Source organism: Rhodococcoides fascians A25f, assembly GCF_000760935.2.
Lineage (GTDB): Bacteria > Actinomycetota > Actinomycetes > Mycobacteriales > Mycobacteriaceae > Rhodococcoides.
This window is the reverse complement of record NZ_CP049744.1, coordinates 5012280-5037495: the sequence shown is the minus strand read 5'-3', so window position 1 is coordinate 5037495 and position 25216 is coordinate 5012280. Positions and strand designations below refer to the sequence as shown.

Sequence of the window (25216 nt, the reverse complement as noted above, 5' to 3'; positions counted from 1 at the left end):
ATCGCAATGACTTTCGAGATCGACGGTCCCGCACTGGCGCACACCATCCGCGGTGAGGGCCCGACCCTGGTGCTGATCCACGGCATCGTGCACCGGCAGCACGCGTGGGACAGTGTCATCGAGACACTGTCGCGGCACCGGCGAGTGGTGACGGTGGATCTTCCCGGCCACGGCGATTCGCCGGAACTCCCCACCGAGGCATTCGATCTGGGTCCATGGATCGTGGCCGAACTGGAGCGCTTTCTCGAGCACGTGGCCGTGGACGGCGAGAAACCGCACGTAGCCGGAAATTCGCTGGGTGGGTACTTTGCACTCGAACTGGCCGCCCGCGGGTCGGTTGCCTCGGCCACAGCGCTCTCACCGGCCGGCTTCTTCCGCGGCCACTGGGATCAGACGCGGGCGCTGCTGGTGTTTCGTTTGCTGCGGGCCTTGTCTCGAATCATCAGCCCCATCGCGCCCGCAATCATGCGTTCGGTCGTCGGACGCACCGTCGCCAACGGCGTGTTCTACGCCAAGCCGTGGCGCGTTCCCGCGGAGACGGCCACGATCGACGCGCTCAGCATCACCACCAACCGCGCGATCGATGCGGCCGGAAATGCGGTTCCGCGGTTCAGTATTCCGGTCGACGAGACCGTTCCCGTCACCGTGGCGTGGGGGCGTCGTGACTTGGTTCTGCCGGTGTATCAGGCACCGCTGGTGCGTCGAACGTTTCCGCAGGCCGAAGTGACGACGTACCCGGGTCTCGGGCACGTGCCGATGTCGGACGATCCCGAGCTGGTTGCGTCGATTCTGCTGCGGGGATCACGAGCGGTATCGCAGTCGGCATGAGCGTGGCGGTCAAGGTCGACGGGCGAAGCCTCCGGTGGCGCGACCACAGAATCACTCGGCGGCGTGAATTGCTCGATCGCACCCTGGCAGTCATTCGTGAGCACGGACACGACGTGGGTATGGATGCCATCGCCTCGGCGAACGGCGTCTCGAAAACCGTTCTGTACAAACACTTCACGGACAAGAAGGGTCTCGCCGACGCTGCGATGGCTCGATACGTCGAGACTGCACTGGTGCCCCGGATCCAGGACGCGATCTCCGAGGACCACGACGAGTACCACCTCACCCGTGCGGTGATCAGTGCCTACGTCACGACGGTGTCCACCGATCCCGATATCTACATCTACGTCCACGCCAACAGTGCAGTCAGCGGCAATCAGGACATCATCACCGCGGCGGAGGAGCTGATCGCAGACTTGCTGGCGACGGTCATCGCCGAGAGATTTCGAGAGCGCGATTTCTCCACGGCCGGCTCGATGCCCATCGCATTCGCCATGATCGGTGCGGTCCGGTTGGCGTCACACTGGTGGATCTTCGATAGAACGATGACGGCCGACGAACTCGTCGACTACCTCACCATGATGGTCTGGGGCGGAATCGCGGGGATAGCGCGCGCCGCGGGATCGGCTGCGACTTTTGCCTCGAAGCCTCACTCGTTGACGCTCGACGGCTGAGCGCCCTCCTCAAGCATCAGCGGTCGAACACCGCGCGAACGCTCGTGGAATCGGGCACGGACTGGCAGGCCAATCGGACGCCGTGCTGGAGTTCGTACTCGTCCAGTGTCTCGTTCGCCAGCAACGTCACCGAACCTGCCGTGAGCGTGTAAGCGCAACCGCCGCAGGTCCCTTCGCGGCACACGTACGGCGGGTCGAGACCGAGCTCGAGGAGCCGGTCGAGCAGCTTCGTGTCCGCATTCCAGGCGAACTCGGTTTCCATTCCGTCGATTTCGACCTGAGCGGTGACGGAGTTCGCATCCGTCTCGTGAGGCGACGCAGTGTCGGCGGTGCGAAACGGGTTGGAGTCGAAGGAGGAGAACACCTCTCGATGTGTTCTGCGCGCCGTCGTGCCGGTGCGGGTGAGCCACTCCTCGGCGACGTTCATGTACTGCGGAGGGCCGCACAGGAAGGCCTCGCATTCGGCAGGAACTGTCGTATCCATCGAGGCCAGTCCGGCAGCGGTGGGTAGCCCCGAATCCGAGGTGTACCAGTGGTGCACCTCGAGACGATCGGGAAAGCGGGACTGTAGTTCGTTCAGTTGCTCCCCGAAGATCACCGAGTCGCGGTTCTGGTTGGCGTAGACCAGGGTGATCCGGTTGTCGTGCCGGAACAGGGCCGTTTTGATGATCGACATGATCGGGGTGATGCCGCTGCCGGCGGCCATGAGGACAAAATCCACGTCCCAGCTCTCGGGTCCGAACAGGCCCGACGGCTTCAGTGCCCTGAGGCGCATCCCGCGAACAGCGTTGTTGTGCAACCAGTGTGATGCCAGCCCGCCCTGGATGCGCTTGACTGTCACGGTAGGAAGCGGGTCGCGGACCGGAGAACTGGAGAAGGAGTAGCAACGGGCTACCGAGCCACCGTCGGTGCACGGGATCTCCAAGGTGAGAAATTGCCCCGGCTCGTACCGAAACTGGTCTTCCCGGTGCTCGGGAACCGCGAAACCGAGAGAGATCGCATCCTCGTTTTCACAGGTCACCTCGGCGATCTCCAACTCGAAGATCCTGTCCTCGGAACCGATGGCAGACGGATCGAGGTCCGCCGATGGTCCGCTCCTGAACATCGTCACGTGTGCTCGCTCCCTTGCGCTTTCGGTGTCGGTCTTCACTGTTACATACTCCGCCACTAATTAATAGGCCATTGACAAATGGCGAATAGCGGGTGACAGTGATGACGTGACTCCGACCACCGACGCCGACTACCTGCCTCGCGGCGCATTCAGCGCCGGGTCTCGGCGAACTCGTCTGGCTGCCTTGATGACTCGGCTGACTCTGCGTCCGATGACGAACCTGCTTCCGACGTCCCGCCGCGGCATCGAGTTCTCCCGACGCCTGGTCGCTACCTCGATGAACCTGTTCGGTCCGGTTCCGAAGGGAACGACGGTGGACCTCGTGGCCGAGGGCCCGGTGCGCGGTGAGTGGGTGCGAGCACCCGGCCTGACCCCGGGGCCACGCGTGATTCTCTACATTCACGGCAGTGCATACGTCATCTGCTCGGCGCGTACGCATCGTGGTCTGACCGCGAGGTTGTCCAGGTCTACGGGCCTGCCGGTGTTCACGGTGGACTATCGGCTCGCGCCGGAACACCCGTTTCCCGCCGCGGCCGACGACCTCGAAGCCGCGTACCGCTGGCTGCTGAGCCAGGGGTACGACGCATCGAACATCGTCATCGCCGGGGACTCCGCCGGCGGACACCTGGCCGCCGACCTGATCATCGAGAACGACCGGACCGGGACGCCGCAACCGGGAGCGATGGTGCTGTTCTCGCCGTTGATCGATCTCGACTTCGAGCTCTCGGCGCGGATGGAGCGCACGCGCAAGGACCCGATGATTTCAGCGAAGGCAGCGAGGGGACTCGTGGCGCTGTACACCGACGGTCACGATGCGAATCTCCCGCGTCTCCGGCTCGATCTCGCACTCGTGCGCAATTTTCCACCCACCCTGATTCAGGTGGGTGGAGCCGAGATGTTGCGGGGCGATGCGCGGCACCTGCATTCCATGATCGACGCGGCAGGCGGACAGAGCGAACTCGAGATCTGGCCCGATCAGATGCATGTGTTCCAAGCTCTCCCGAGGTTGATACCCGAGGCCGAGCATGCGCTCGGGCATGCCGCCCAGTTCATCGCCCATGCGCTCGACAGTCAAGTTGTACAAGATGATTCGAAGGAACAGGTGAGCTGATGAGAACCAAGGCCGGAAAACCCTCGTACGGGTCGAGAGCGGTGGTGACCGGTGCAGGCAGCGGCATCGGCCGGGCGTTCGCACTCGAGCTGGCTCGGCGCGGAGGAGCCGTCATGTGCGCCGACATCTCGTTGCCTCGCGCGCAGGAGACGGTAGCGATGGTGAACGCCCTCGGGGCCACCGGATACGCCGTCGAGTGCGATGTCTCGATCCGCGAGAACGTCGAGGAACTGGCGCTGCGTGCCGGCATCGAATTCGACGGACCCACCACGGTGCTCATCAACAACGCCGGCGTCGGCATCGGCGGAAAGCCCGTCGGCAGCATCGGTTTCGAGGACTGGAACTGGGCTCTGGGGATCAACCTGTGGGGTGTGATCCACGGCTGTGAGGCGTTCACTCCTGCGCTTCGAGCCGCCGGTGAGGGCGGAATCATCAACGTGGCCTCCGCTGCCGGCTTTGCTGCAGCGCCGCTGATGGGTCCGTACAACGTCGGCAAGGCCGCAGTGATGAGCCTGTCGGAAACGATGGCGGCGGAACTGTCGGGTACCGGTGTGCGGGTATCGGTTCTGTGCCCCACCTTCGTCAAGACCAACGTTGCCGTCGACGGCCGGATCACGGCGAGTTCGTCCCGGCTGGCCGAGTTCGCGATGCGCTGGACCGGACGCTCGCCGGACAAGATCGCCGCCCGAACGCTCGACGCCTTCGACCGGGGTCGGCTCTACGTCGTGCCCCAGTTCGACGCGAAAGCCGTCTGGCGATTCAAGAGACTGCTGCCCGCCGTGTACGTGCGCTTTCTCGGACTGCTCAATCGTGTGATGCCCGCCGAGCAGGAGCCGGCGAAGAACGAATCCCTCACCTCGACAACCACAGGAGCCTGACATGGCAATGGATTTCGAAGACATGCTGACCAAGATCAAGGACCGTCAGTGGGCATTGGCCGACATCGATTGGGACGGCCCGGGAGCCGAGACCATCAGCCCCGAACTGCACGCCAAACTCAAGCCCTTCATGTCCGATCTGATGTGGATCGAGAACGTGGGTGCTCGCGGATTCGCGGCGATGGCACTCAAGGCTCCGAACGAGACGCTGGCAGAGATCTATCGCTACTTCCACGCCGAGGAACAGAAGCACGCCAACGCCGAACTCGCCCTCATGCGGCGCTGGGGAATGCTCGACGGCGACGAGATGCCCGAGCCGAACATCAACGTCAAGCTCGTGATCGACTGGCTGGACAAGCACTCGGACGGGCTGTCCCTGGCCGTATTGGGCACCGTCATTCCGATGCTCGAGGTGGCGCTGGACGGTGCGCTGGTGAAGTTCATCATGGACGAGATCGACGACCCGGTGTGTCAGGCCGTGTTCAAGAAGATCAACTCCGACGAATCACGCCATCTCGCAGTCGATTTCGCAGTCATCGAGCTCCTCGGCCATTCCCGGATGCGCAAGATACTGGTCGACACCGTCGGTGCCTGGATGAACCCGGCGCTCATCGTCGGCACACTGCGATACATCCCACTGCTGAACAAGATGCGCGACAACATCGTGGAGATGGGTGTCGACGAAGAGCGGCTCTACACCGCGATGAAGCGATTCCGCAGTGTGGGGGAGCGTAGCCCCGAGGCGCTCCGCGTGCCGATGTACCGAATCGTGCAGTGGCACGGCAGCATTGTGATCAACCGCAAGCATCCATACCACCGCCTTGCGGACGGCCTGGTGAAGCTCACTCGCCGGTACCCGACCAAGACTCTCAATTCCGAGCCCACCTGGGCCAAGGAACTGACCTACGAGCCCGTCGCATGAGCGAGTTCGACGTGCGCGAAGGCGTACTCGACGCCGTGATCGTCGGTGCGGGATTCGCTGGAATCGGTACCGCTATCCGGCTGCGCAACAGTGGGATCGAGAACTTCGTCATACTCGAACGCGGTAGCGCGGTCGGCGGAACCTGGCGCGACAACACCTACCCGGGCGCAGCCTGCGACATACCGTCCAGGTTGTACTCGTACAGTTTTGCCCCCAATCCGAACTGGTCGCACACGTACTCCGGCAGCGGTGAGATACTCGACTACATCCACACGATGGTGGGCGAGTTCGACATAAAATCACGTATTCGATTCGGCCACAACGTCGTCGACATCATCTGGAACGAGGCGGCCGGGCATTGGCACCTGAGCATCGACGGGCACGCCGATGTTCGGGCGCGCACGGTGGTGATGGCGTCGGGGCCGCTCGCCAATGCCAGCCTGCCGAACATTCGCGGCATCGACACGTACGAGGGGCACAAGATTCACAGTGCTCGCTGGGATCACGATTACGACTTCCAGGGTAAGAAGGTCGCCGTCGTCGGAACCGGGGCGAGCGCTGTGCAGATCGTTCCCGAACTGGTGAAGATCGCCGAGACGGTCAAGGTCTTCCAACGTACCCCGGGTTGGACGCTGCCCCGAGTCAATCGAAAGACGCAGGCCGGCACCAAGCGTCGTTATGCGCGGTACCCGCAGACGCAGACCCTGGCGCGTTCGCTGTGGTTCTGGGGCCACGAGTCCGTTGCCCTCGGCGTCGTGTGGAAGACCCCGTTGACGCGCATCGTCGAACTGGTCGGTCGCGCCCATCTGCGTTCTCAGGTTCGCGATCCGTGGCTGCGGCGGCAGCTGACACCCCGGTTCCGAGCCGGCTGCAAGCGACTGCTGATGACCAGCGACTACTACCCGGCACTGCAGAAGCCGAACTGCACGTTGGTGACCTGGCCGATTGCAACGCTCTCGCCCAAGGGAATTCGAACCGTGGAAGGCATCGAGCATCGGTTCGACGCCATCGTGTTCGCGACCGGGTTCGACGTGTCCAACACCGGAACCCCCATTCCGATCACCGGGCGCGACAGCCGCGTGCTGGCCGACGAATGGAGCGCAGGGGCCAAGGCATACAAGAGTATTGCGGTATCGGGCTATCCGAACATGTACTTCACCTTCGGTCCCAACTCCGGGCCGGGACACAGCTCGGCGCTGGTGTACATGGAGGCTCAGATCGACTACATCGTCGAGGCGATCTCCCTGGTGCTCGAGGGAAATCTGCACAGCGCCGATGTGCGCCAGGACGTCCAGGATGCGTACAACGAGGAGATGCAGCGCAAACTGGCCAAGACGACCTGGAATTCCGGTTGCAGCAGTTGGTATCTCACCGAGGACGGCTTCAACGCCACCATGTTCCCCGGATTCGCCACCCAGTACGTCAACCAACTCAAAGGTGTCGAACAGGGCGACTTCACCATGGTTCCGCGCCGCGTCGACCTGCCGCGGGAACAGGCACGGGCCGTCGCCCACTCCTGAATCGCTCGCGAGCACGCTTGTCGCTGCGATGACGTTCGGGCTCCGATTCGGAACTTCCTTCCGCCGCGTGGTCGACGTATATCCTGTGAGTCGACGCGCGGCGGAGGTAGGGAGCTCGGTGGAATATCGAATCGACGACTTGGCTCGAGAGGCCAAGACGACCACTCGCAACGTGCGGGCGTACCAGGAACGCGGACTACTGCCGCCGCCCACGCTCCGAGGACGGGTCGGTATCTACGGTGACGATCACCTGACGCGGTTGAAGGTCATCGACTCGCTGCTCCAGCGGGGTTTCACCTCCGCGCACATTGCCGATTTTCTCGCTGGCTGGGAGCAGGGCAAGGACCTGGAAGAAATCCTGGGCCTGCAGGAAATCGTGACTCGTAAGTGGTCGTCGGCCGAGACCACGATCATTCCCGTCGAACTGATTGCGCAGTTTCTCGGTGAGGACAACAACGACATCGTTGCCCGACTGATCGACGCGAAACTGATCAGGATCGACGGGGATCAGGCCGAGATCCTCGACCCCACTCTCCTCGAGGTGTTCGTCGATCTGAGCCAATACGGCTTCACCCTCGAACAGCTGCTGGACCAGCACGAGCGGACCGCGTCGAAGATGAACGCCATCGCGGAGTCGATGGTGGGGAGTGTGACCGACCATCTGGCCGCGAGACACGGTCCGGGTTGGCTTCCCAAGTCCGGGGAGGTGGCCGAGACGACCGAGATGTTCGAGAAGATGCGTAGCCTGGCGATGAAATCTGCGCAGGCAGAGCTGGCTCGCGCCCTCGATCGCGTCCAGGAACAGGCATTGAGCGACTATCTGTCGCAGACGCTGTCCAGACAGAACGAATGACTGCGGTTTGAAGACTGCGACAATCGGACATACGTAACTCTCGACAGCCGAACGGCGGCTGACCGCCTAAGGGGGCACCATGAGGTTCGTAACGTTGATCGTTCTCGTCTGGCTGATCATCGGCGCATTCGCGTCGTACCAGCGTGGAGATTTCGAGAGCGCACCCGACAACTGCGCAGGCGCGGGCACCATCGCCCTGACCGTTGTCGCGGGACCGCTCAACTACTTCGGGGTCAACCCCGAGGTCACCGATTGCAACGTCACCGTCCCGCAGCCGAGTGAGTGATTCGAGTCTCTGACCGCGCGTACACGGAACACCTTCCCTAACCTGGTGAGGTGTTCCGTGGACGCTTGTTGCTGCTTCTCGCCTTCGCGATCCCGGTTGTACTGGTGTCGCTGGTGGGCGTCGGCGGATACATCGCGTTCACCAAGGCCCGCGTCGATCCGCTGACCACCGCCGATGCCATCGTGGTACTCGGCGGCGAGCACGACGGCCGCGAGGCCTACGGCATTTCTCTCGCCCAGCAAGGTCTGGCGAAGACGGTAGTGCTTTCCGACCCGTACGGATCCAGCGACCCCACCATGAAGAAGGCCTGCGCGGCGTCCACTGCCGAGTTCGAGGTGCTGTGTATTCCGCCGACTCCGTCGACCACGCGCGGAGAGGCGATGTTCACCGAGGAGCTCGCCCGCGAGCGCGGGTGGAAGCACGTCATCGTCGTCACGTGGCGCTACCACCTACCCCGCGCCCGGTACATCTTCGACCAGTGCTTCGACGGCACCGTCACGATGCGTCCGACGCCACGCGCCTACGACTTCTCCCTCGTCGAGTGGGAGTTCACGTACCTCTACCAAATTGCAGGGTTCGTCAAGGCCGGCGTGCAGGGGTCGTGCCAGGACGCGGCGAGCGACTGACCCCGGTGGGGCTCAGACGATCTTGTAGAAGAGCGTGACGCCCGACTTCCAGGCCAGGAATCCGAACATCGCCGCAGCGATACCTCCCACGACATTCGCGGCGAAAAAGGTTGCCGCGCTCCGATACCGCCGCTGTCGGGCGAGTCCGATCGTGACCGATGCCAGAGCCGCCATCGGAGCCACCGAGGCCAGGAAGCCGACACCGACCACAGACCTGAGAGCGTCCGGTGGATCGATTGCGAACACGAGCCCCAGCGCTGCACATGCCGTCAGATTGAGCGCGGACAACCGGCGGCGAGACGTGATCGCGAACGCGAACACGAACTGGAGAAGTGCTGCCAGTCCGCCCCCGACCGCCACGAGAACGATGGTCGTCATCGGCTGCCCGGTTTTGCGGTCGGTCTTGTTATAGCTGCGCCGATGGCCATGGCGATCAACGCGATCACGGGAGTGAACACGAGGTAGACCACCGAGTTCCAGGCACCGCGGTGCGTCACCGCCTGGAGCGCGTACAGGCTGAAGGTGGTGAACCCGCATGCCAGCCCGAACACTCCGGCGCGGGCGACGGGGGCCGACCGTCCCGACAGATAACCCAGGGCGGCTCCGACGACGAGGCAGCCGAACACATCGACGCCGAACGTGCTCATCAACAGCCATCGCGGCGTGAAGCGCCACGTCCACACCTCGTACCGCATCGCCGCACCTACCGCACCGCCGACAGTGACCGCGAGGTACTCACCGATCGATCGACGACGGTCCGCTCCCTGCAGTCCCTCGATCACCGAAGCGAGCCTAATGGGAGTCGAGCAACTCGGCCGATCGGAAGAAAGTCGGCCAGGGTGCACCAGGGTAAAGTCGCCTTGTGACTGTGGACGACATGGGCCTCGGGCCCCAGCACTTCGATGTGATCGTGGAATGGCGTGATCGGGATGTGGTTCTGGCCGTGTCCGGTGAACTGGATCTGGTGACCGCTCCCGACTTGTCCGAGTCGGTTGCTCTCGTGCTCGAGAAGTCGCCGACGGCGGTGGTGATCGATCTCAGTAACGTGGGATTTCTCGCGTCCGCAGGAATGTCGCTGTTGGCGTCCACCCATCAGCAACTCGGCGGCGAGGCCGGGTTTGCGGTGGTCGCAGAGGGTCCGGCCACCGGTCGTCCACTCACTCTGGTCGGTCTGGACGAGGTCTTCGGCATCTATGCAACGGTCGACGAAGCTTTCGGTGCACTTCGTAAGGGTAGATCCTGAACTTTTGGGTAGACGGGACTCATGATGGCGACACTCTCCGGAGGTGACGACTCACGTTCCGACAGTTCGATCTCGACGGCAGGCACGCGAATGAAAGAACTGCTGTTCACCGGCGAGCCTGCCGACGCTGATCGGGCGTCGGCTATTCGTCGTGAGCTCGGTGAGTGGTTGGACAGCGTGGGCGTCGATCCGGATCGGGCTTACGACGTGGTGTTGGCAACGTACGAGGCCATAGCGAACAGCGTCGAGCACGCGTACCGGGATCATGCCGATCGTGGGACTCTCGACATCCGCGTGCTGTGGGTGGCGGACGGTCGGATCGATGTGAAGGTGGTCGACCGCGGGGATTGGGCGTCGCACAACTCCGATCCCAATCGCGGGCGTGGCGTCCCGCTGATGCGAGCACTGGCCGACAGTGCGGCGGTCACCTCGGATCAGAACGGCACGACGGTTCACATGATCTGGGATGCGATCCGTAGCACCTGATTCCTCCGGCACACTGGTGGCATGGTCGACTTGCAGATCGCTACAGCGGAGAAGAAGAAGATAACTCTCCCCAACCTTCGTGTGCTGTGGCAGTTCGTTCGACCGCACAGCCGCACCCTTGCGCTCGGAATGACCCTCGGTCTCGTCGGAACGGGTGCCGCCTTGGCTACGCCGATGGTCGCGAAGGGAGTGCTCGACGGCCTCGGCGCCGATGCCTCGCTGATCGGGCCGATTCTGCTGCTCGTGGGTTTGCTCGTAGTGGGGTCGGTGGTGCTGTACTTCCAGTGGATCGTCCTGGGGGTGCTGGCCGAACGTATCGTTCTCGACGCCCGCAAGTCCATCGTCCGCAAGTACTTCGGAGCCACTGTCGGCAGTCTCGGCACGCGGCCCACCGGCGAGCTCGTCACCAGAGTCACCTCCGACACCGTTTTGCTGCGTGAGGCGGCGTCGAATGCGTTGGTGGGCATCGTGAACAGCGTGGTGGGCTTGGTGGGCGCACTGATTCTGATGGCAGTTCTCGACCTGGTTCTGCTCGGTGCGATCGCGACAGCCATTATCGCGATCGCGGTTCTGTTCTCGCGTCTGATGCCGCCGATTGCCGTGGCGCAGCGGCAGTCTCAGGAAGCAGTGGGTCGGTTGGGTGGAATTCTGGACGGCACCCTGCGGGCAATCCGCACCGTCAAGTCGAGCAGGGCCGAGACCCGCGAATCGGAGCGGGTGATCTCCGAGGCACGCACGTCGGCTCGGCACAGCGTGCGAGCGGTGAAGATTTCGGCATTGGCGTGGACGTTCGCCGGTGGCGGTGTTCAATTGGCCATCATCGGGATCCTCGGTCTCGGCGGCTATCGAGTCAGCACCGGAGCGCTCGCGGTGTCGAGTCTGATTGCGTTCCTGCTGTACGCATTTCAAGTGATGGGCCCGGTCCAGACCCTGGCCACCAACATCACCGCGCTGCAGGCCGGAATGGCGGCGGCTGCGCGTATCCGCCAGATAGACGATCTGGTGACCGAGGTGGGCGTGGAAGGCGCAGCGAACTCGACGAGAACCGACTCGGTTTCACCCGCCCTCGAATTCCGCAGCGTCACAGCACGATACGCGCCCGGTCGAGAACCCGCCGTGCACGGCATCGATCTCGAGGTGCCGGCACGTGGACACACGGCGATCGTGGGCCCGTCCGGTGCAGGCAAGACGAGCGTGTTCTCGTTGATCCTGCGTTTCCTCACGCCCGAGAGCGGTGAGATTCGGCTCGGTGGCACGCCCTACGACAACCTGACCATCGACGAGGTGCGATCCCGACTGTCCTACGTGGAGCAGGAGACACCGGTGATCCCCGGTTCGATCCGAGACAACCTGCTGTTCAGCCACCCCGAGGCCAGTGAGGCCGACATCTGGGCGGCACTCGAGTCGGTGCACCTGGACTCGACCATTCGTGCGCTGGACGACGGGTTGGACACCGATCTGATCGGCTCGACCGTCTCCGGCGGTCAGCGTCAACGAATCGCGTTGGCACGAGCCATCGTTCGTCGGCCCGAGATTCTTCTGCTGGACGAGGCAACGGCACAGGTCGACGGTCGCACCGAGGCGGCCATCCACGAGGTGATTCGAGCCATTGCGTCGGAAGCCGCCGTCGTCACCATCGCGCACCGGCTGTCCACCGTGCTCGATGCCGACACGATCCTGGTGATGGAGGACGGAGTGGTCCGCGCTCGCGGCACTCACGAGGAACTGATGAATACCGATTCGCTGTACCGAGAACTGGTGGCTGCGTTGCGAATCGGCGACGCCACCGCGCTGCCGACCCCGAGTTGACCAGCTAGCGTCCGGAACCGGACTCCGTGGTGGTGGTCTCGTCGTCCGACTCGTCCTCGGACGTGGTGGTCGTGCGGTCGGCACCGGTCGTGCGACGCGAGCTCCGCGTCGTCGTCTCGGACCGATCCGGAGTTGTCGTCGTGGGACGAGCGGTGGTGGGCACCGCGACCTGCCACGTGGGGGACGGAGGCACGACGACGATGGTCGAGCTCGGCGACGACACGACCGAGCTCAGGTTGTCCGACTTCAGTGCGGGTGGACGCACCGTCTGACTCGTGTCGTCGAACGCACCGCCCAGAGCGCCGATGGTCAATCCGACGGCGATGGCCACTCCCGCGCTTGCCACTGCTGCCAACGCGATGACCTTGTCGCGCATGCACAGACCCTAACGCCGTGGCCGAACCCGGATGGTCGGCAATGATGCGAGAACGTTACCTCAGCGAGCGAAGCTGTGAGGGATGGACGTTCATTGCGGCGTCAACCGCAGCACGGTGGGCAACGCCTCCGCGATCAGTTCTCCGGCCAGCTCGTACTCCGAGGGCTCGCGGCGGTACGGATCTCCGATGTCCAGAGTGTCGACCCGATGCACCGCCCGCGCATCCGCGAGATCCGCAATCGACTGTGCACCCGACGCAGCGGCCAGGCCGGATGCTTCGAGGAGGGTGAACGTACGACGCATCTGCCGCGGTGCGAGGGCCAGAACGGCGTCGCGATGGGCGGACGTCATCGTCAGGACCAGGTCCGCGTCGGCAGCGATCGCCGGGGTGAGGCGTCGGGCAACAAAACCGTCCGGATCGCCGCCGAGCTGAGTGAGCACCATCGCGGCCGTCGGGTCCATGGCGTGACCGGTCAGACCCTGGGTTCCTGCGCTGCTCGCGGTCACGTCGAAGCCGCCTTCGTGGGCGAATGCGGCAGCGAGGCGCTCGGCCGTCGGAGATCGGCAGATGTTCCCGGTGCAGACGAACAGAACGCGCATGCGGCAACTGTAATGGTGTGGTCGACGCGAGATGTCGCGTCCACTGGGGCGCAGTCGCGGGACGCGCTACAGTGTGCCTTCGGGGGGATCGAGACTGGTTCGTGACATCGGGTCTCGGCGTGTGTTCACGGGGAAATCGACAAGAGGCGGGTAATGACCGAAGTTCTCGGTGTGTCGGTGGGAGCCAGTGCGGTGCGCATGGCTCGCCCTGACGCGCGCCCGCAGAATTCGGGTCGTCTGGGTTTTCACCACGACACCGTCGACGCCTACTGGGATCGCGCCGAGGAGTTGGCTGCCGAGTCGATCGGGGTGGTGCTGTCGCAACCGGGTGACGGCGGCCCCGTGCAGGCAACCGGAGTGGCGTACCGCGACCAGCAGCAGTTCGGTGAGATCCAGCAGGCGATGGCGAGCCAGCGGCTCTACAACTACCGGCTGGTGCCCGAGGCGCGTGCGGCGTTGCAGTATCTGGAGGCATCGGGCGAACTGGGCCACTTCGGCACGATCGGGCTCTACGACCTCGGTAGCTCCGGGTTGACGATCAGCGTCATCGACCGCGGCACCGGCCAGGTGCTGCTGGCCGAGCGCACCATCGACATCAGCGGGGACGACTTCGATCGGCTCATCTCGGACAACCAGCTCGCCAAGCAAGGCGTCGACATTGCCGACAATCAGGAACTGAGCCAGTTCACCGCGCGTTGCCGCGTGGCCAAGGAGCAGCTGTCGACCAGTGGCGCGGTGTGCCTGCCCGGTGACGGCGGCGTCATTCTGATCTCTCGTGAGGCGTTCGAGTCGCTGGTCACCGTTCCGATCGAGTACTCGGCGCGGTTGGTGCGCGACGTCATCGGGCGGTCACCCAAGCACGTCGACGCTCTTGTTCTCATCGGTGGCGGAGCGCGTATTCCGCTGGTGGAGTCGATTCTCAGCGCGTGGATCGGCCTTCCGGTCATCACCCCCGCGGATCCGGAATCCGTCGCTGCCCGCGGCGCGGCACTGCTGGCGACTCCGGTTGCCGACGCGCCGCGTCAGCCCACCCCGGCCCCGGGCGTTCGGCAGTCGTCGTCCGAGCCCGCATCGTTGTCCGGAGCTCCGGATTGGTTGAGCCCCGATCCCGCGACCGACAAGCCGGCCGACTCCAAGCGCAAGGTCCGCGGCGCGGTGCTCGTCGCGGGCGGTCTCGTTGCCGTTGCCGCGCTCGGCTTGTCTCTCGGGTACGGCGGTGGTTCGACACAGCCGACGAGCGCTCCAGCGGAAACGACCGCTCCGATCACGGCGGTGCCCACCACGCCGAGAACGACGGTTCCGCCCACCACTGCGCCACCCACCACTACCACGGTGCCGCCCACGACCGAGGCCGCGCAGGCTCCGGCGCGCACCTATTCCGAGCCGGAATACGATCCGCCGGCTGCACCCGCACCCGCCCCGGCACCGCTGATCCCGGGCCTTCCGCAGATTCAGCTGCCGCAGATCCAGTTGCCGGCACCACCGGTCATCCAACTGCCTCGCTTCTAGCCCGGCTTCGGCGTCGGGCCCCGATCAGGGCAGCTGCAACTCGGCGAGAACCGCCAGGTGATCGCTCTCGGGGATCGCGAGCGGCTGGACCGACAGGGCACGAACGGTATCGTTCGTCACCACATGATCCAAGCGGGCCAGTGGGCGTTCCGAAGGGAACGTGCGGAACAGGCCCGCGCCCGCTGCGTCGGCCGCGTCGGAGAACGGAGACGACGCCAACGTTCGGAACTGCCGGTGATCGTTGGTGGCGTTGAAGTCTCCGGCAACGATTGCGGTGTCCTGGTAGGTCTCCATGATCGACCGCATCCTGGCCAGGTCGGCATCCCATTCGGCGGTGTGCCGGGGCGTTGCCGGCGACATCGCATGGAACGAGACGAGAGTCAGATCCTGCCCGTCGACGGTGGTTCGTGCTTGTACCGGCACGAAGCCGAAGTTGTCGAGGCGGGTGCCGTCGGTCAGCGGGGTGCGGCTCCACAGGCCGGTGCCGTCGGCCACCGGGAGAGCCGCGGTGAAGGAGAACGGGAGAAGTTCGTCGATACCCGCCGCCTGCAGATCGGTCACTTCCTCGGGCGTCAGTTCCTGGACGGCGAGGATGTCGACATCGTGGTCGCGCACGGCGTCGACGATGGCTGCAGCGTCGGCGTCCCCGTGCGCGACGTTGACGGTCAACAGGGACAACTCGGGGCCGGAATTGTCCGGCCCGTCGGCCAGGAACATCGGCACCTGCACTCCGACGACAGCAATGGTGAGCAGCACAGCGACTGCCGACCCGACGCGGGCGCGGGCAGCGGCGAAGAGGATCACTGCGGCGAGGGAGGCCACGCCCAGATACGGAGCTCCGACTACCAGCGCAACGAAGGAGATCTCGGTCACTCCAACTTGCCGGATGACGAACATTCCGAGGGTCATGGCGACCAGAGCCCAGCCGATGACCTGCGCTGCGGTGCGAACGAAACGGCGCATCGCCGCGGTACCTCCTGTTGCGTGCCCGAGTTGGGCATGGATGTGTCTGGTGTTGTCTACACTCGGCATGTGCCCAGCTCAGAGCCGATATGCAAGTGCCATCACGAACAAGCTGCGCACCGGCATTACCGGCGTGGAACCGACTGTTCGCTGTGTGACTGCCCTCGTTTTCGGGGTCCGATACCGCTTCTGTCGAGATGGTGGCCCAGAAAATAGTTCGCCGGACGAAAACAATCTTACCGTCCGATCCTGTGCGAATAATAAATCCAGTCGATAGGATTAGGGGCCTGGATACAGGCAATACGGACAAATGCGGCTCGGGGACCGTCCGACATTCGATCCGGTAGGAGAGGCTTCATGTCGAACGATGCAGTGCTGGACAGGCTCGGAACCGGGTTACGGGTCCTCGAGCTGGACCCCATCACGTACCGACCGCACCCGATTCACAATCACGACCGCATCTGGACCGAAACCAACTGTTACGTCGATCTCTGGATAGAGGTTCTGCACTCTCTCGGCGCGGATCCCACTCCCGCTCTGGCGTTCGTGCTCAGTGCCGGGTGCGACGGCAGGCAATGGGACTTCGTGAAGATCATGCCCGAGGACCTGCGCACCCTCTACGGCATTGACGTGGCCGAGATGAACGTGTGGCGGCCCGTGCTCGAGCATGTGGTCGAGGGTCTGGACGACGGTATCCACGTCACCGTCGAAGTCGACGGCTTCTGGCTGCCCGACACCGCAGGCACCAGCTACCGAAACCAGCACACCAAGACCACCATCGTGCCGAACCTCGTCAACCGCGAGGACAAGGTGATGGGGTACTTCCACAATCGCGGGTACTTCGATCTCACCGGGGCCGACTTCGACGGGATATTCAACCTCGCTCCCGAACCGCATGCCGAGGTGTTGCTGCCCTACGTCGAGCAGATCCGCGTGGACTCTGCGGTACTCGATGCCGGATTCGGTGATCGAGACCTCGACGTCGCTCGCGCGCACCTGGCACGGCGGGCACCGGGAAACCCGGTCGATGCACTTGCCCGGCGCATCGTGGCCGACATTCCGCTCGTCCAAACCGCCGGGCCCGACGCATTCCACCTGTGGTCGTTCGGACTGCTCCGCCAATTCGGAGCCACCGCAGAGCTCGCGGCGAATTACGTCGAATACCTCGACGGACGCGGTGCGCCCGGTGCTGCCGCGGCAGCACCACACTTCCGCGATGCCGCCTCCGGTGCCAAGGCCGTGCAATTCCGAATGGCACGCGCCGCACGTGGCCGGGACGTCGTGCTCGACGAGCCGCTGATCGAGATGAGCAAGAACTGGGCGGCAGCCATGGATCTCGTTGCAGGCGCAGTGGGCACGTGATCGATCTGCTCGACGGCGCTCGGTGGCAGCTGGCCAGAACCGACGCCGGCTCGGTTCTCGACCCCGGTGATCTACCCGCCGATCTCGAGTGGATCGACGCAGAGGTGCCCGGAACGGTGGCGTCGGCCCTCGGCGCGTCGCTTTCTGGAGTGAACCCGGACGATCACGACTGGTGGTTCGTCGCGGAGGTCTCCACCGCCGACCACCGTCGGGTGCGAGTGACGTTCGGCGGCATCGCAACTCGTGCCCAGATCTGGATCGACGGCAACCACCGCCGAACGGTGACGTCGATGTTCGTTCCCGAGATCGTCGATCTGACCGAATGCGGGCCAACAGTTCGTATTGCCCTGCACATCGAATCGCTTAATGCGCAGCTGAAGTCCCGACGTCCACGCGGGCGATGGCGATCGTCGTTGATTGCAGCGCAGGGACTTCGGCACGAGCGCACGACGATGCTCGGCCGGGCGCCCGTGTACGGGCCCCTTCCGATCGCCGTCGGACCATGGCGTCCGGTGTCGATGACGCCGATTCCCGACGTTCGTCGCAGCGAACTGTCGACAGCTGTGTCCGGCACCGACGGCATCGTGGTTCTGCGCGCCGAGCTGGATTCGCCACGAGACGCTCGAATTATCATCGACGACACCATCTCTTCGGTTCACACAGTCGAGCTCGGCACGGTCGAGCACATCGATTCGACTCTGACGTTGCCGGATGTCGAACTCTGGTGGCCGCACACGCACGGCCGACCGCGAACCTACCGGGTGGCGCTCGAGATCGACGGCACCGTTCATCGCATGGGGGTTGTCGGGTTTCGTACGGTGGAGCTGGACCGTACCGCGGGCGGCGCGCAACTCGTGGTCAACGGAGCGGACGTGTTCTGTCGAGGTGGAACGTGGACGCCGCTGAATCCGGTGCGGTTGTGGTCCTCGGAGGCCGAACTGCGTGCCGCGCTCGAACAGCTCCGATCCGCGGGCCTGAACATGGTGCGGGTGGTCGGCACCCTGGTGTACGAGCAGCCCGAATTCTGGTCGCTGTGTGCAGAACTGGGCATCATGGTGTGGCAGGACCTCATGTTCGGCACCGTCGATCCACCCACCGACGAGACCTTCACGGCGTCGGTCGCCCGCGAGCTCGACGCGTTGGCCGATACCGTGTCGGCGAACCCCGCACTGATGGTCGTCAGCGGAGGAAGCGAGACGCAGCAGCAACCGACGATGCTGGGGCTTGCCGCCGACGATCAGCGAATGGAAATGCTGGACAGCGTTGTTCCCGGCTTTCTGGCCGATCGCCTGCCCGCGGTGGCGTATGTGACATCGAGCCCGTCCAGTGTGCAGGGGGAATTGCACACGCATGTGGGTGACGGTATCGCCCACTACTTCGGGGTCGGCGGCTACCTGCGTCCGTTGTCCGATATCCGCACCGCCGGTGTACGTTTCGCGGCAGAGTGTCTGGCTTTTGCCGTTCCTCCGGAGCGAGCGTCGGTGGAGAGGTTCTTCGGGTCCGCCGCAGTGGCCGGCCACCACCCGGAATGGAAAGCCGCCGTTCCACGCGATCGCGGCTCGTCCTGGGATTTCGAGGACGTGCGAGATCACTACGTACGCAGCATCTTCGGCGTCGATCCGCATCTGATTCGCCGGGACGACGCCGAGCTGTACCTCGATTACGGCAGAGCCGCGACGGTCGAAGCGTTCACCGAAGCGTTCGGCCACTGGCGTCGGGCATCCTCGGGGTGCGCCGGTGCCCTGGTGCTCACGTTGCGGGATACGGTTCCCGGTGCCGGCTGGGGCATAGTCGATAGCGCCGGTGTGCCGAAAGCGCCCTTCTACGCCTTGGCGCGGGCCAGCGCGCCTATAGCTCTACTGTTGTCCGACAACGGACTCGACGGTTACTCGGTGGAATTGGTCAACGACGGCCCGGCGCGCACGGGCACGGTACGAGTGGTGCTGCACGCCTCTCGGGGCAGTCACGAATTCGAGCAGTCGGTGAAGGTGGGCACGAACTCCTCGGTGGCGCTGACGGTGGACTCCATCGTCGGCACGTTCACCGACGTCAATCACGCGTATCGCTTCGGCCGTCGAACCTACTCCGCCGTCACCGCCGCATTCCTGGACGCCAGTGGGGTGGAGGTGACACGAACCACCGTCCTCGTCGGCCCGCAGGCCTGTCAGAACACTGTGGGATTGTCCGCCGAGGTGACCGAGACACATTCCGGAACATGGGAATTGACGGTCATATCCGAGTGGGCGGCGCAGTACGTCTGTGTCGACATCGAGAATTTCGAGGTGTCCGACTCGTGGTTCCACCTGGCGCCGAACGAACCCCGGACGTTGACTCTTGTCGGTGATGGCGCGCCCCGCGGACACATCCGGGCGCTTAATTCCGTGGAGCGGGCCTCGGTGGCACCGACGGTCGTGAACAGCTTGGGTCATAGACTGAACTCGTAGTGGACTACGAATTCAGTCCATGGTCCAAGCCGTGCACGTGCCGCTAGCGGTTTGTGCTGAGTTTGCCTCGGGCATAGCCGATTCCGGCCGCCCCGACGCTTGCCACCACGGCCATCGCACCCCAGGCGCGCACCGGATTACCGCGGGCAGCGGCACTGGTTTCGCGACCGACTGCGCGAGGCAGGATCTTGGCGGTGTAGGCCCGCTCCGAGGACAGGGCGTCCTCGGCCCCGATCAAGCGGGCGATAGCTGCCTTCGAGACGCCCTCGGCGTAGCTGCGAGTGATGAGGTAGCGCGGACGAGTGCGGTCTGCGCTGACCGTGTGATCGACGACGATCGAGGGGTCGAACACGATCTGTGCATCGGGATGCGTCTGGCGTAGACGGATGCACAGTTCCGTTTCCTCGCAGCCGAGCGGAACTCGACCGATTCGGCCTATGCCGGAGACGAATCCGCCGAGTGCGACGACCGGTTCGCGGCGGAACGACATGTTCGCGCCCATGAGATTGCGGACCTGAGCGGTTTCCGTTGGCTGTCCGCGGTAGGTGCACCCGACGACCCAATCGAGTTCGCCGGGTTCACCCACTACCTCGGCCGGTAAGAAGGCCGGACGTTTGTCCGGCCATACCGGGTATGCAGAGCCCCCAACGGCGTACACGGCATCGTCCGAGTAATGGGACAGAATGGCTCCGAGCCACTCTGTGGTGCGCGGCGATGCGTCGTCGTCCAGGAAGACGACGATGTCACCGGTAGCGAGATCCAGAGAGGTGTTGCGCGCACCGGACAAGCCGCGCGGGTGGTTGTTCTCCACCACGTTCACGGTGTCGTGCAGCGGCAGGAACTCCTCGCGTGCGCGCTCGGCCAGCTGTGCGTTGTGATCGATGACGACGATCAACTCGTCGGCCGGTACGGCCTGATCGAGGACGGCACGCACGGCGATCCGAAGTTCGGACCACCGAGCCAACGTGTACGCGCAGATGACGACCGAGGAAGTCGGCAGACTCACGCCGTCCTCTCGCGCAGTTCGAGAACCTCGTTGTACGACTCCAGGGCCTCGAACTCGAGGTCCATGTCGGTACGAGCGTCGATCGACTCACGCAACGGACGAACGATGGACTTGCGCTTGATGCGGCGAGCTCGCATGCGCTCGGTCATCAGTGTGCGCAGTACTCGGAAGCCGTCGGAGAAGGTGCGCAGGTTGCTCTGGCCGTAGATCCGGGCCAGTTCGACGCTCGGCACCTCTTCGATACGAACGGAGGCCTCGGCGAAGCGGCAGTTGATGATGGTCTCGATCTCGAATCCGTCGCCCCAGAGCATCATGCCCTCGGCTCCGGGCTGATCGACGACGGGCAGATCCAGCACCGGCACCAGGTCGCGCCAGAAGGCGTTGTAGCCGTAGCAGAGATCGGAGAAGCGGGTTCCGAACAGCGTGTTCGCCACCAGGTGCAGGCCGCCGTTGCCGGCGCGACGCAGCGGCGTGATGTCGTGGCTGCCGCCTCCCTCGCAGAACCGGCTGCCCTTGGCGAAGTCTGCACCGGCGATCAGGGCCTCGACGAAGCGCGGGATCTCGGCAGCATCGGCAGAACCATCGGCGTCGAACATGACGATGATGTCCCCGGTGGCAGCCTCGAAGCCACAGGCGAGCGCATTGCCCTTGCCCTTGCGGGTCTGCTTGATGATGCGGATGTCGCCGCGGATCTCGCGAGCGGCATCGATGGTGCCGTCGACGGATCCACCGTCGACGAGCACGAGCTCGTAGTCGTGGGAGAGCAGGGGGAGGACATGGCGAAGGTTCGCGGCCTCGTTGAGCGTCGGGATGACGACACTGACGCGGGGATTCTGACGATTCAACATATCCATTCCACATGGGTCGAGTGCGATGGGCAGATGTCTCCGAGCTCCGTGAAACGACCCCCGCCGCATCCACAGACAGTGTCTTGGCGCTTGTTGTGAAGCGTTAGAACCTGTTTCCATTGACTGATAGCAAGCTTAAAAGATGCGACGAGTTTGTCAAGCTGCAAACAAACCAACTGGGAGATTGTTTAGAGACGCTAGTCATAGTTTGTGATCCGGCTACCGGGATCGGTACTGGTAGACGATCGTGTCGGCATCCTGGTACCGAACCGACCACGCCGAGTTGGTGCGCAGCCACTGCCGGAAACGGTTCACGGCGTCGTCGGGAACGAACCCGTAGTAGTGCATCGCTTCCAGCGACTGCCGAGTCAACACCATGTACGTCGGTGTATCGCTGACCGACGCGTTGTAGTCGATCTGGCCGAGCTTCTCCGGCGTCGGGAACCCCTGCATGTACTCGGGGCCGAGAGCGTACAGAGGAACGTCCCAGTAGTCGTTGGCCTCGGTCAGACGGCCGTAGTCCGATGTCGACCGAGCTGGGTAGCCCGAGGAGTAGAGCATCGTGACGGCGGTGCCGGAGGGCGACTGGGCGGCCACCGCGCGGGCGTCGTCGATCTGGTCACGATGCTCGAGCACGATCGGCCACAGTCCGAAATACGCTTGCAGGCCGAGGACAGCCGAACCGATCGCGCCGGCCGTGGCGACCGCGACCGAGGTGCGGGCGGTGAGCCTGCGGGCCCGCGACGGCCGGTCCTGGGACGGCTGACGGTCGAACAAGGCGAGGAACATCGGCGTGATCAACAGAACGCACCCGGGGATCGCGTAGAGGTACACCCGGAAGATCGCCTCGCCGCCGTAGCTCTGCCCGGCGAGCAGCATGATCGAGCCGAATGCCATCACCATCGGGGCCCAGAACGTCTTCTTGGTACGCCAGGCGTAGATCGCCGAGACGAACGCCAGGCCGAACACCCCGCCGGACAGCGCCCGGCAGACCAGGGACGTGATCTGTTTGCCCAGCACGCCCTCTTCCTGGACGTTGCTCGCCGCGTTCTGAACCGGGTCGAACCCCTGGAAGAGCCCGTACGGTGCCACGATCGGCAACCGTGGATACAGATACCCCAGCAGGATGACGCCGAGCGGAATCATCAGCCACCACGGCTTGGCTCGTCGGGTCACCAGCAGTACACCGGTGACGGCCATCAACCAGTACGGAGTCAACTGATGCGTCGGCACCAGCGCTGCGAACGGAATTATCGACAGGAACGCCGCGGATCGGGTCAGCGGCGAGGACATCAGCAGCGCCAGGAAGCCGACGGCGAGCAGCAGCGCCCAGGCCTGCGGGGAGTAGTAGTCCTGGCCCACCCAGTTGACGACCTCGGCGAGCATCGCGGCGGTGACGGCGGCCCGCTTGGTGAACTTCATGACTCGGGCCAAACCGTAGATGCACGCGGCGAGCACCACGTGGATCATCGGCGCGAACACGTGCGCCAGCGACAGTGTGTCGTAGCCGGTGACGTGCTGGAACCACGCCGAGACGAGGAAGAAGCTCGGCCACTCGCTGTAGATGTCCACCCCGCTCGGGGCCAGCCGGTTCAGGTCGAGGACGAATTCGGTGACGGCGACGTGCTTGTACGTCCAGTCGTAGATCGGTGCGGACGTGATCAGTGTGACGGTGAATCGTTGCACCACGATGGCGAGGCCGACCGCGACCATCATGGTGCGCAGCTGATTCCGCCGCAGTGCGATCAGGAACGCAGCGATGATCAGGACCATGCACAGCACGAGGCCAGGGCCGGTGCCGGCGGTCAGCAACCCGAACTGCGAGTACGTCGCTCGTTCGAGACCGGGCAGCATCGGCAGCCACAGAAAGAAGGCCAATGCGAGAATCAGGCCGGCAACGTTGCGGCGCAGTGTATCTCGGTCGGTCAGTACGAACTTGGTCGACGCGAAGGCCGCGGCGCGTGACGACGGTGAGACGACCGCACGTGTGCGCGCGATCCACTCGGGCAGGTCGGGACGACCGTGCTTGCGGTACCACAGCACCGACGAGCCGATCAGGGCCAGACACAGCCACAACGTCCACATCCGGGGCGACCAGCGGTATCCCCACATCGCCGCCGACACCATCAGTGTCACCACCGAGATGCTCAGAATCGGCAGCGCAGCCGGAACCGCGGTACGGGGGATGCGAACCCACGACAGAATTGCCGCACCCGGCCCGAAGAACAACAGGACCGTGAGCAGCACGACGCGAACGAGCGTGGGCAGCGCGATCATCGAGGCCAGACCGGACCCCGCTGCCAGAACGGCGATGTCGGCGTAGCGCAGTCGACTGCCCGCGCGTCGCGTCGTGCCTGCCGCGGTATCGGTTGTGCCGACCGGCCATTCGAGGGTCCAGTCGGAGGGGACGAACAGCTTGTGCCGCAGGTCCCCGAGGGACCGGTGGCTGGAATCAGTCGAGGACCGGCTCACGGCTCACCCCCGCCAACGGAGTGCGCTCGCGACCTTCGCGCCTGCTGCGCCGAATGGCCGCGGGGCCCTTGGCGATGGACAGCAATTCCATTCGGCCGATGCCGTCCGGTAGGTCGGCAGCAAGATCGTCAGGGGGCGACGCGACCTTGCTCATCTTGGCCGACAACCGAATTGCGCTGCCGAGCCGGCGGAACGCCACCGTGGCCGCGAGCATCGCAGATCTGCGGTTCGTGGCGACGGTGTACAGCCAGGCACCGAGGCCGAGGCCGTAACCGCGGGCCTGCACCGCCAAGGCATCCGAGTCGGCGCGGTGCCGGTGCCACACGATGGCCGCCGGCTCGTACACCAGCTTGTCGCCCGCCATCAATACCCGAAAGAACATGTCGAGGTCCTCACCGCCGTTGGTCGGGGAGCCGACTCCCAACGCCTCGTCGAATCCTCCCAGATCGAACATCCGACCGCGGTCCACGGCGAAATTGGCCCCGGTTCCGTACATGCCGACCTGGAACGGAAACAGCGGTACGTCGTCCGGGGGGTTCTTCAGGTCGTAGACCCGAGGCGTGACCGAACTCGCCCACCCGACACGGCGGTCGAAGTACGCTTGCGCCTGGGTTCTGATCTCCCCGCTCGGCACGATCCCGGACACGCACGTCACCCGGTCGGCTCGTGCGAAACCGCGCGCGATGCTCTGCAACCACTTCGCATCCACCGCGACATCGTCGTCGGTGAACGCGACGATGGTGTTTCGCGCCGCACGCAGACCCGTGTTCCTCGCCCTCGACAGCCCTGCCGTCGGTTCGGACACAACGCGAATGCGCTTGTCGCTCAGACCGTGGACGTACTGCTGCGTCGCATCGGTCGGAGAGGCGTTGTCGACGACGACCACCTCGAAATCCGGGTATTCCAGAGCGGACACCGATGCGAGCGCGCCCTTCAGGTGATCGACCCGATCCCGGGTGCAGATCACCACCGTGATCGGGGGCAGTGACCGGCCGGGTTCCGGCAGAGCCTCGGGCATAGGAACCTGCGCGAGAGACATGGCCGCTCGTCGCGCGTCTTCTGCCGCGACCGCGCCGTCGACGACATCGAGTTCGACGAAGCCGAGCGGGTCCAGTCCGCGTCGGATCAACAGCCGGGCACGCCGGTAGCCGTCGGAATCGTCGAGGGCGAGAGACTCCGGAAGATCCTGCTCCAGGTCGATGTCACCGATCCACACGGCACCGTCCCATTCGGGAGACTGGAGTCTGGGGAGCGCGGGAGGTAACACGGGAGGGGATCCTTTCGGGTGA

25 protein-coding genes are annotated in these 25216 nt (G+C 64.5%); 15 read left to right on the top strand and 10 right to left on the bottom strand.

Annotated elements, in window-relative coordinates; genetic code table 11:
• The first annotated feature begins 6 nt into the window (after positions 1-6).
• Positions 7-828, top strand: coding sequence for an alpha/beta fold hydrolase (locus tag BH93_RS23575; RefSeq protein ID WP_032405508.1), 822 nt, complete (start codon positions 7-9; stop codon positions 826-828).
• The gene (locus BH93_RS23570; protein WP_037172880.1) at positions 825-1502 is read left to right on the top strand and encodes a TetR/AcrR family transcriptional regulator; all 678 of its coding nucleotides are present in this window, start codon (positions 825-827) and stop codon (positions 1500-1502) included. Before BH93_RS23575 ends, BH93_RS23570 begins: the two co-directional genes overlap by 4 nt.
• 16 nt (positions 1503-1518) lie before the next feature.
• On the opposite strand, the gene BH93_RS23565 is transcribed toward BH93_RS23570, so the two are convergent.
• The gene (locus BH93_RS23565) at positions 1519-2607 is read right to left on the bottom strand and encodes a ferredoxin--NADP reductase (RefSeq protein WP_242459256.1); all 1089 of its coding nucleotides are present in this window, start codon (positions 2605-2607) and stop codon (positions 1519-1521) included.
• A 112-nt stretch (positions 2608-2719) separates the two neighbouring features.
• On the opposite strand from BH93_RS23565, the gene BH93_RS23560 reads away from it, so the two are divergent.
• The 7 genes from BH93_RS23560 to BH93_RS23530 all read left to right on the top strand — a co-directional run bounded on the left by BH93_RS23560 (position 2720) and on the right by BH93_RS23530 (position 8809).
• On the top strand, positions 2720-3724 hold the full coding sequence (locus tag BH93_RS23560; RefSeq protein ID WP_277950834.1) for an alpha/beta hydrolase: 1005 nt from the start codon (positions 2720-2722) through the stop codon (positions 3722-3724).
• Positions 3724-4602, top strand: a complete 879-nt coding sequence (locus BH93_RS23555) for an SDR family NAD(P)-dependent oxidoreductase (RefSeq protein ID WP_037172878.1) — start codon at positions 3724-3726, stop codon at positions 4600-4602. Before BH93_RS23560 ends, BH93_RS23555 begins: the two co-directional genes overlap by 1 nt.
• 1 nt (position 4603) lies before the next feature.
• Positions 4604-5524 carry a hypothetical protein gene (locus BH93_RS23550; protein ID WP_037172877.1) on the top strand — a complete coding sequence of 307 codons (921 nt, stop codon included), beginning with the start codon at positions 4604-4606 and terminating at the stop codon, positions 5522-5524.
• Positions 5521-7044: a flavin-containing monooxygenase gene (locus BH93_RS23545; protein WP_037172874.1), complete on the top strand. Its 1524-nt coding sequence runs from the start codon at positions 5521-5523 to the stop codon at positions 7042-7044. Before BH93_RS23550 ends, BH93_RS23545 begins: the two co-directional genes overlap by 4 nt.
• Before the next feature lie 118 nt (positions 7045-7162).
• Complete coding sequence (locus BH93_RS23540) at positions 7163-7897, top strand: MerR family transcriptional regulator (RefSeq protein WP_032376181.1); 735 nt, start codon at positions 7163-7165, stop codon at positions 7895-7897.
• Positions 7898-7976: 79 nt separating this feature from the next.
• A complete protein-coding gene (locus tag BH93_RS23535; RefSeq protein WP_032376182.1) occupies positions 7977-8183 on the top strand; it encodes a hypothetical protein in 207 nt (68 codons plus the stop codon).
• Between the two features lie 50 nt (positions 8184-8233).
• The gene (locus tag BH93_RS23530) at positions 8234-8809 is read left to right on the top strand and encodes a YdcF family protein (protein ID WP_037172872.1); all 576 of its coding nucleotides are present in this window, start codon (positions 8234-8236) and stop codon (positions 8807-8809) included.
• A 12-nt stretch (positions 8810-8821) separates the two neighbouring features.
• Here BH93_RS23530 and BH93_RS23525 read toward each other — a convergent pair whose 3' ends face one another.
• Entirely contained in the window at positions 8822-9187 is a 366-nt protein-coding gene (locus tag BH93_RS23525; protein ID WP_037172870.1) for a CrcB family protein, read from the bottom strand.
• On the bottom strand, positions 9184-9591 hold the full coding sequence (locus tag BH93_RS23520; protein ID WP_052064980.1) for a fluoride efflux transporter FluC: 408 nt from the start codon (positions 9589-9591) through the stop codon (positions 9184-9186). Before BH93_RS23520 ends, BH93_RS23525 begins: the two co-directional genes overlap by 4 nt.
• A gap of 125 nt (positions 9592-9716) precedes the next feature.
• Here BH93_RS23520 and BH93_RS23515 point away from each other — a divergent pair, with 125 nt between their 5' ends.
• From BH93_RS23515 to BH93_RS23505, 3 genes are read left to right on the top strand one after another with little or no spacing between them, the layout of a single operon-like run.
• Positions 9717-10052, top strand: a complete 336-nt coding sequence (locus BH93_RS23515; RefSeq protein WP_371832109.1) for an STAS domain-containing protein — start codon at positions 9717-9719, stop codon at positions 10050-10052.
• Between the two features lie 21 nt (positions 10053-10073).
• Entirely contained in the window at positions 10074-10538 is a 465-nt protein-coding gene (locus tag BH93_RS23510; protein WP_052057768.1) for an ATP-binding protein, read from the top strand.
• Between the two features lie 21 nt (positions 10539-10559).
• Positions 10560-12347, top strand: coding sequence for an ABC transporter ATP-binding protein (locus BH93_RS23505; protein ID WP_052064979.1), 1788 nt, complete (start codon positions 10560-10562; stop codon positions 12345-12347).
• A gap of 4 nt (positions 12348-12351) precedes the next feature.
• Here BH93_RS23505 and BH93_RS23500 read toward each other — a convergent pair whose 3' ends face one another.
• Both BH93_RS23500 and BH93_RS23495 read right to left on the bottom strand, forming a co-directional pair.
• Entirely contained in the window at positions 12352-12723 is a 372-nt protein-coding gene (locus tag BH93_RS23500) for a hypothetical protein (RefSeq protein ID WP_032376185.1), read from the bottom strand.
• A gap of 90 nt (positions 12724-12813) precedes the next feature.
• Entirely contained in the window at positions 12814-13323 is a 510-nt protein-coding gene (locus BH93_RS23495; protein ID WP_037172868.1) for an arsenate reductase/protein-tyrosine-phosphatase family protein, read from the bottom strand.
• 153 nt (positions 13324-13476) lie between these two features.
• On the opposite strand from BH93_RS23495, the gene BH93_RS23490 reads away from it, so the two are divergent.
• Positions 13477-14832 carry an Hsp70 family protein gene (locus BH93_RS23490; protein WP_052064978.1) on the top strand — a complete coding sequence of 452 codons (1356 nt, stop codon included), beginning with the start codon at positions 13477-13479 and terminating at the stop codon, positions 14830-14832.
• 24 nt (positions 14833-14856) lie between these two features.
• Here the strand turns inward: BH93_RS23490 and BH93_RS23485 are convergent, their stop codons facing one another.
• The gene (locus tag BH93_RS23485) at positions 14857-15864 is read right to left on the bottom strand and encodes an endonuclease/exonuclease/phosphatase family protein (protein WP_242459047.1); all 1008 of its coding nucleotides are present in this window, start codon (positions 15862-15864) and stop codon (positions 14857-14859) included.
• A 288-nt stretch (positions 15865-16152) separates the two neighbouring features.
• On the opposite strand from BH93_RS23485, the gene BH93_RS23480 reads away from it, so the two are divergent.
• Both BH93_RS23480 and BH93_RS23475 read left to right on the top strand, forming a co-directional pair.
• Positions 16153-17157 carry a DUF1839 family protein gene (locus BH93_RS23480; protein ID WP_052057764.1) on the top strand — a complete coding sequence of 335 codons (1005 nt, stop codon included), beginning with the start codon at positions 16153-16155 and terminating at the stop codon, positions 17155-17157.
• Positions 17154-19601: a glycoside hydrolase family 2 protein gene (locus BH93_RS23475; protein ID WP_052064977.1), complete on the top strand. Its 2448-nt coding sequence runs from the start codon at positions 17154-17156 to the stop codon at positions 19599-19601. The genes BH93_RS23480 and BH93_RS23475 overlap by 4 nt, the downstream gene beginning before the upstream one ends.
• A 43-nt stretch (positions 19602-19644) precedes the next feature.
• Here the strand turns inward: BH93_RS23475 and BH93_RS23470 are convergent, their stop codons facing one another.
• From BH93_RS23470 to BH93_RS23455, 4 genes are all read right to left on the bottom strand, one after another.
• A complete protein-coding gene (locus tag BH93_RS23470) occupies positions 19645-20607 on the bottom strand; it encodes a glycosyltransferase family 2 protein (RefSeq protein ID WP_037172866.1) in 963 nt (320 codons plus the stop codon).
• On the bottom strand, positions 20604-21461 hold the full coding sequence (locus tag BH93_RS23465) for a glycosyltransferase family 2 protein (RefSeq protein ID WP_080734185.1): 858 nt from the start codon (positions 21459-21461) through the stop codon (positions 20604-20606). Before BH93_RS23465 ends, BH93_RS23470 begins: the two co-directional genes overlap by 4 nt.
• 213 nt (positions 21462-21674) lie before the next feature.
• Positions 21675-23927, bottom strand: a complete 2253-nt coding sequence (locus BH93_RS23460; protein ID WP_052064976.1) for a hypothetical protein — start codon at positions 23925-23927, stop codon at positions 21675-21677.
• Positions 23908-25194: a glycosyltransferase family 2 protein gene (locus tag BH93_RS23455; RefSeq protein ID WP_242459046.1), complete on the bottom strand. Its 1287-nt coding sequence runs from the start codon at positions 25192-25194 to the stop codon at positions 23908-23910. The genes BH93_RS23460 and BH93_RS23455 overlap by 20 nt, the downstream gene beginning before the upstream one ends.
• Between the last annotated feature and the right edge of the window lie 22 nt (positions 25195-25216).